Source organism: Pseudomonas sp. SDO5271_S396 (assembly GCF_054071795.1).
The window spans coordinates 1-6,913 of the sequence record NZ_JBSVWB010000099.1 but is presented as its reverse complement, the minus strand read 5'-3'; the positions used below and the strand labels follow the sequence as shown (position 1 = coordinate 6,913).

At 61.4% G+C, this 6,913-nt stretch carries 6 protein-coding genes; 1 reads left to right on the top strand and 5 read right to left on the bottom strand.

The window, feature by feature from the left end; translation table 11 throughout:
- Nucleotides 1-275: 275 nt before the first annotated feature.
- A complete protein-coding gene (locus ACW9IN_RS29875) occupies nucleotides 276-464 on the top strand; it encodes a hypothetical protein (protein ID WP_457369212.1) in 189 nt (62 codons plus the stop codon).
- A gap of 93 nt (nucleotides 465-557) precedes the next feature.
- Here ACW9IN_RS29875 and ACW9IN_RS29870 read toward each other — a convergent pair whose 3' ends face one another.
- The 5 genes from ACW9IN_RS29870 to cysM form a co-directional block, all read right to left on the bottom strand.
- Nucleotides 558-1,103, bottom strand: a complete 546-nt coding sequence (locus tag ACW9IN_RS29870) for a DUF2058 domain-containing protein (protein WP_457369211.1) — start codon at nucleotides 1,101-1,103, stop codon at nucleotides 558-560.
- Nucleotides 1,104-1,128: 25 nt separating this feature from the next.
- Nucleotides 1,129-1,962 (bottom strand): nucleoside triphosphate pyrophosphohydrolase, encoded by an 834-nt coding sequence (gene mazG / locus ACW9IN_RS29865; RefSeq protein WP_457369210.1) that lies wholly within the window; start codon nucleotides 1,960-1,962, stop codon nucleotides 1,129-1,131.
- Nucleotides 1,963-2,103: 141 nt separating this feature from the next.
- Entirely contained in the window at nucleotides 2,104-4,347 is a 2,244-nt protein-coding gene (gene relA / locus ACW9IN_RS29860) for a GTP diphosphokinase (RefSeq protein WP_457369209.1), read from the bottom strand.
- A gap of 137 nt (nucleotides 4,348-4,484) precedes the next feature.
- Nucleotides 4,485-5,837 (bottom strand): 23S rRNA (uracil(1939)-C(5))-methyltransferase RlmD, encoded by a 1,353-nt coding sequence (gene rlmD, locus ACW9IN_RS29855; RefSeq protein WP_457369208.1) that lies wholly within the window; start codon nucleotides 5,835-5,837, stop codon nucleotides 4,485-4,487.
- Nucleotides 5,837-6,739: a cysteine synthase CysM gene (gene cysM, locus ACW9IN_RS29850; protein ID WP_457369207.1), complete on the bottom strand. Its 903-nt coding sequence runs from the start codon at nucleotides 6,737-6,739 to the stop codon at nucleotides 5,837-5,839. The genes rlmD and cysM overlap by 1 nt, the downstream gene beginning before the upstream one ends.
- Between the last annotated feature and the right edge of the window lie 174 nt (nucleotides 6,740-6,913).

Sequence of the window (6,913 nt, the reverse complement as noted above, 5' to 3'; positions counted from 1 at the left end):
ACAGTTGGAATGCATTTCAAATGTGGGAGCTGGCTTGCCTGCGATGACGGCGGTACGGTCAATACCGGCCAAACAGCCTGACCTGAACATGAAACTTCTGTCATAAAACTCAGCCCCCTGCGACGCAATGCCACGGTTTACGCGGCCTGCAGCACTGTTGCATTTGCTGCAATGAATTGTTGCGCGAAAAGTCGGTTTACTTAGCAAGCTAACAAAACATATAACAAAGGCCTGCGACGACTTGCCGCAGATTCACCAGAGATTGGAGCAAGCAGATGACTGTAAAAGTAACTGAACGCGACGATGAACATATGTCCCACGAAGCCGTAGCCCATGGGATTCACATCTGGGATGTCCATCAGCAAGATCAATTGGTTGGCATGTTCCACAACGAGAGCGAAGCCCACAATTATAAAAACGAGCTCGAAACTCTCGAACTGAAACGCCAGACGCAAAGCTCCTGAATATTCGCACGGTTCCGGTACCGGGCCCACGCAGCCCTGATACCTGAAAACACAAAACCCGCCTCTTGAGCGGGTTTTGTGTTTTTTAAAGGCTTACCACATCAGGTCATCCGGGATCTGGTAGGCGGCGTACGGATCGTCCTCATCCGGCACCTGGGTCTCGCTGAGGATGTTGAGCTGCACGATGCGCTCCGGTGCGCGCTCCTGGATCTTCAGCGCAGCCTCGCGCGGGATCACCTCGTAGCCGCCGCCGTGGTGCACGATGGCCAGGGAGCCATTGCTCAGCTTGTTGCGCATCAGCGTGTTGACCGACAGGCGCTTGACCTTCTTGTCATCCACGAAGTTGTAGTAGTCCTCGGTCGTCAGCTTGGGCAGGCGCGACGTCTCGATCAGTTGCTTGACCTGGGCCGTACGGGCCTTGGCCTCGGCTTTTTCCTGCTGCTGGCGGTTCAGTTCCTGGTCGCGCTTGACCTTCTCCGCCTGCGCTTCGGCAGCCAGGCGCGCCTGGGTGTCATCCGCCTCGGCTTGGCCCTTGTGGACGAGGCGCTGCTGCTTCTGTTTATCCTTGCTGACCTGCTTGGCCTGCTTTTGGTTGACCAGACCTGCTTTGAGCAACTGGTCGCGAAGGGAAAGGCTCATGGTGCTTACTCACTTAGGCAACTGCTCAACCGCAGCTGGACACATTCTTTTCCTGACGTTTGGCTTCGCCCCACAGGGCGTCCAACTCTTCGAGGGTGCAATCTTCCATGGGACGCCGGGTGTCGCGCAATGCCTGTTCGATAAATCGGAAACGTCGTTCGAATTTGGCATTGGCCCCACGCAGCGCAGTTTCAGGGTCGACCTTGAGGTGGCGGGCCAGATTGACCGCCGCAAACAGCAGGTCGCCCACCTCGTCGGCAATGGCCACCGAATCGTTGTCGGCCATGGCTTCGAGCACTTCATCCAGCTCTTCACGCACGTTATCCACCACCGGCAACGCGGACGGCCAGTCGAAACCGACCTGGCTGGCGCGCTTTTGCAATTTGGCGGCACGGGACAAGGACGGCAAGGCAGTGGGCACATCGTCCAGCAAGGATAATTGCTCCGGCACGCCGGATTTCTCCGCACGCTCCTCGGCCTTGATCTGCTCCCAGCGCTCCTTGACCTGCTCTTCGCTCAACTGCGGAATATCCAACGGTGCGTACAGGTCGCCCGTCGGAAACACATGAGGATGACGACGGATCAGCTTGCGGGTGATGCTGTCGATCACCCCGGCAAACTCGAAACGCCCTTCTTCCCGCGCCAGTTGGCTGTAATACACCACCTGGAACAGCAGGTCGCCGAGCTCGCCTTGCAGGTGATCGAAGTCACCGCGTTCAATGGCGTCGGCGACTTCGTAGGCTTCTTCCAGGGTATGCGGCACGATGGTCGCGTAGGTTTGCTTGATGTCCCACGGGCACCCGTATTGCGGGTCGCGCAGGCGGTTCATCAGGTGAAGCAGGTCTTCAAGTGAATACATCAGTCTCTTTCCGCTGAAGATCAAATGTGGGAGCTGGCTTGCCTGCGATAGCATCGCCTCGGTCGATCTGATGGACCGAGTCGTCGGCATCGCTGGCAAGCCAGCTCCCACAGAAGCTCAGTTCCCCCTTGTTGAACCGCATCAAGGGGTACGGTTACGCCGCGTCTCAATGATGTTCGGCAACTGGGAAATCCGCCCCAGCAACCGCCCCAGCGCGTCCAGCCCCGGAATCTCGATGGTCAGGGACATCAGCGCGGTGTTGTCCTCCTTGTTCGAACGGGTGTTGACCGCCAGCACGTTGATCCGCTCATTGAGCAGCACCTGCGACACGTCCCGCAGCAGGCCGGAACGGTCGTACGCACGAATGACGATGTCCACCGGATAAGTGAGCACCGGCACCGGCCCCCAGCTGACCTGGATGATCCGCTCCGGCTCGCGCCCGGCCAGTTGCAGCACCGAGGCACAGTCCTGACGGTGGATACTCACGCCACGGCCCTGGGTGATGTAACCGACGATGGCGTCGCCTGGCAGCGGCTGGCAGCAACCGGCCATTTGCGTCATCAGGTTGCCCACACCCTGGATCTGGATATCGCCGCGCTTGCCCGGCTTGTAACCGCTGGCCTTGCGCGGGATCAGCTCCAATTGCTCGTTGCCGCGCTCCGGCTCCACCAGTTGCTGGGCCAGGTTGACCAGTTGCGCCAGGCGCAGGTCGCCGGCACCGAGGGCGGCGAACATGTCTTCGGCGATCTTCATGTTGGCTTTTTCGGCCAACTTGTCGAAGTCCACCTGCGGCAGGCCCAGGCGCGCCAGTTCGCGTTCGAGCAAGGTCTTGCCGGCGGCGACGTTCTGATCGCGCGCCTGCAATTTGAACCAGTGCACGATCTTCGCCCGCGCCCGCGACGTGGTGACATAGCCAAGGTTCGGGTTCAGCCAATCGCGACTTGGCGTACCGTGCTTGCTGGTGATGATCTCGACCTGCTCACCAGTCTGCAGGCTGTAGTTGAGCGGCACGATGCGCCCATTGATCTTGGCGCCCCGGCAGTTATGGCCAATCTCGGTGTGCACGCGGTAGGCGAAGTCCAGCGGCGTGGCGCCCTTGGGCAAGTCGATGGCATGCCCGTCCGGGGTGAAGATGTACACCCGGTCCGGCTCGATATCCACCCGCAGCTGTTCGGCCAGGCCGCCGATGTCGCCCAGTTCTTCGTGCCATTCCAGCACTTGGCGCAGCCAGGAGATTTTCTCTTCGTACTGATTGGAACCGGCCTTGACGTCGGTGCCCTTGTAGCGCCAGTGCGCGCACACGCCCAGCTCGGCCTCTTCGTGCATGGCGTGGGTGCGGATCTGCACCTCCAGCACCTTGCCCTCGGGGCCGATCACCGCGGTGTGCAACGAGCGGTAACCGTTTTCCTTGGGGTTGGCGATGTAGTCATCGAACTCCTTGGGAATGTGCCGCCACAGGGTGTGCACGATACCGAGCGCGGTGTAGCAGTCGCGCATTTCCGGTACCAGCACCCGCACCGCGCGCACGTCGTAGATCTGGCTGAACGCCAGGCCCTTGCGCTGCATTTTGCGCCAGATGGAGTAGATGTGTTTGGCCCGACCACTGATGTCGGCCTCGACACCGGTGGCCTGCAATTCGGAACGCAGCTGGCTCATCACGTCGGTGATGAAGCGCTCGCGGTCGAGCCGACGCTCATGCAAAAGCGTGGCGATCTGTTTGTATTGGTCGGGTTCGAGGTAACGGAAGGACAGGTCCTCCAGCTCCCACTTGATATGGCCGATACCCAGGCGATGGGCCAGCGGCGCGTAGATATCGAAGACTTCGCGGGCAACGCGGTTGCGCTTCTCGTCATCGGCAGTCTTCACCGCACGGATCGCGCAGGTGCGTTCGGCCAGCTTGATCAGCGCGACGCGCACATCGTCGACCATGGCCACGAGCATCTTGCGCAGGTTTTCCACCTGCCCCTGGGTGCCCAGCACCATGGACTGGCGCGGGCTGAGGCTGGCGCTGATGGCCGCCATGCGCAGCACGCCGTCGATCAGCTTGGCCACCACCGCACCGAAACGCTGGCTCACCAGCGGCAACGCGATATGCCCCTCACGCACGCCGCGATAGAGCACGGCGGCGATCAGCGAATCCTGGTCCAGCTTGAGATCGGCGAGGATCTCGGCGATTTCCAGCCCGGTGCGAAAGCTGGAGGTGCCTTCGGCCCAGAGGTTCTTGGCCGCATTGTCTTGCTGTTCAGACTCACGAGCGAACTCGCAGGCTGCCTTCAAGGCTTCACGGTCCAGTGCCGGGTCGACACTGACGGCATGATCCAGCCATGCCTCGAGATTGATACTGCCGTCGGTGTTGATCGGCTGGTGTGCTCTCACCTGTACCATCTTGCTTACCTTCCCTACGACGCACCTTCGATGCGCCAGAAATCATCGCTGACCTGCTTTACCTATTAAAGCTTACGCACGCTCCCTGACAGGTCACGGCCCTGGAGAATGCAGGCCAGTCGGATTGAACGGACGTCCTAACCCGCTTCAAATAACGCCATGGCCTCGACATGCGCTGTCTGCGGGAACATGTCGAGGATCCCGGCACGTTTTAGCCGGTAGCCTTGCTTGACCAACTCAACCGTGTCCCGAGCCAGCGTTGCCGGGTTGCAGGACACATACACCAGACGCTTGGCCCCCAGGGTGGCGAGCTTGCGCACAACTTCCAGGGCACCATCGCGGGGTGGGTCCAAGAGTACCGCAGAAAAGCCCTGTTTGGCCCATTCCGCGTCAGTCAAAGGCTGGGACAAATCGGCCTGAAAAAACTGCGCATTATGCAAATGGTTGCTGGCGGCATTCAGCGCAGCCCGGTCCACCATGGTTTGCACGCCTTCCACAGCCACCACTTCACTCACTTGCCGGGCCAGCGGCAAGGCAAAATTACCCAGGCCGCAAAACAGGTCCAGCACCCGTTCATCAGGTTGCGGTGCCAGCCACTCCAGGGCCTGGGCAACCATCGCTTCGTTGACCCCGGCGTTGACTTGCACAAAGTCTCCCGGTTTGTAGGCCAACTCCAGATCCCAGGGTTCCAGCCGGAAGCCCAGAACAGCATCGGCATTCACCGGCTCCGGCTGGCCCTCGCCATGCAGCCACAATTGGGCGTCGTGGAAGGCACAGAACTCGTTCAACACCTGCAGGTCGGCACCGGACAACGGCGCCATATGCCGCAGCAACACGGCGATGGACGTGCCGCTGAACAACTCCACATGCCCGAGGGCCTGGGGTTTGCTCAAACGGCGCAGCATGTTGGGCAGGCGCTGCATGATCGGCTGCAAGGCCTGTACCAGCACCGGGCAATCGTCGATGGCGACGATGTCCTGGCTGGCCACGGCGCGAAAGCCCACTTCCAGCTGTCTCGCCTTGGCATCCCAACGCACGGCCACACGGGCGCGGCGTCGGTAGCCAAATTCCGGCCCGCTCAGCGGAGCCGCCCAGGTTTGCGGTTCGACACCCGCCACGCGGGACAGTTGCTCGGCGAGCATGCGCTGTTTGAGGGCAAGTTGTTCGGCATGGGGCAAATGTTGCACGCTGCAACCGCCGCAACGGCCCACATGGGCGCAGGGTGCCGGGCGACGCAACGCGCTGGCCTTGAACACACGCTCGGTGCGCGCCTCGACCACTTTGCCGTGGGCGCCCAATACACGGGCCTCCACCTCTTCGCCGGCCAATGCGCCATTGACGAACCAGGTACGCCCTTCAAAGAACACAATGCCCCGGCCATCATTGGCCAGGCGCTCGATGGTCAGACGCTGTTTCTTGCCCACAGGAATCTGCGGGGCCCGGCTGCCGCCCGTCGGTTGGAAGCGCAGGCCTCTCTCGTGCTTTGCCATCAGTTGGGTTCGTCGAAGATGCCGGTCGACAGGTAGCGGTCGCCGCGGTCACAGATGATCGCGACGATCACCGCGTTCTCGACTTCCCTGGACAAACGCAACATGCCCGCCACCGCACCGCCCGAGGACACGCCGCAGAAGATGCCTTCTTCACGCGCCAGACGGCGGGTGGTGTCTTCGGCCTCACGCTGGGCCATGTCGATGATGCGGTCCACGCGGGCCGCGTTGTAGATCTTCGGCAGGTACTCTTCGGGCCAGCGGCGGATACCGGGGATGGCCGCCCCTTCCATCGGCTGCAGGCCGACGATCTGGATGTCCGGGTTCTGCTCCTTGAGGTAGCGCGAGTTACCCATGATGGTGCCGGTGGTACCCATCGAGCTGACGAAGTGCGTGATGGTTCCGCCGGTCTGGCGCCAGATTTCCGGGCCGGTGCTGGCGTAATGCGCTTCGGGGTTGTCGCCGTTGGCGAACTGATCCAGCACCAGACCGCGGCCTTCGGCGGCCATGCGTTCGGCCAGGTCGCGGGCGCCTTCCATGCCTTCTTCCTGGGTGACCAGAATCAACTGGGCGCCATAGGCCGTCATTGCGGCCTTGCGCTCGGCGGTGCCGTTGTCGGGCATGATCAGCACCATCTTGTAACCCTTGATCGCCGCCGCCATGGCCAGCGCGATCCCGGTATTACCCGAAGTGGCTTCGATCAGGGTGTCGCCGGGTTTGATCTGGCCGCGCAGCTCGGCGCGGGTGATCATCGACAGCGCGGGGCGGTCTTTGACCGAACCGGCGGGGTTGTTCCCCTCGAGCTTGAGCAACAGGGTGTTGCTGGTTTCGCCCGCCATGCGTTGCAAGCGGACCAGGGGCGTGTTGCCGACGCAATCGGCGATTGTGGGGTACTGCAAGGTCATGGCGTATTCGCAATCCAGACTGCGGGGGCGAACATCATACCGGGAAAGGTCGGCGGGCCATATCACGCAAAGTGCGGTGCTTATGGCTTAAAAGAATAAGCAAGTTATGGGTTGGCTGGGAGGACGCCATCGCAGGCAAGCCAGCTCCCACAGGAACTCTCTATTGCCATTCCC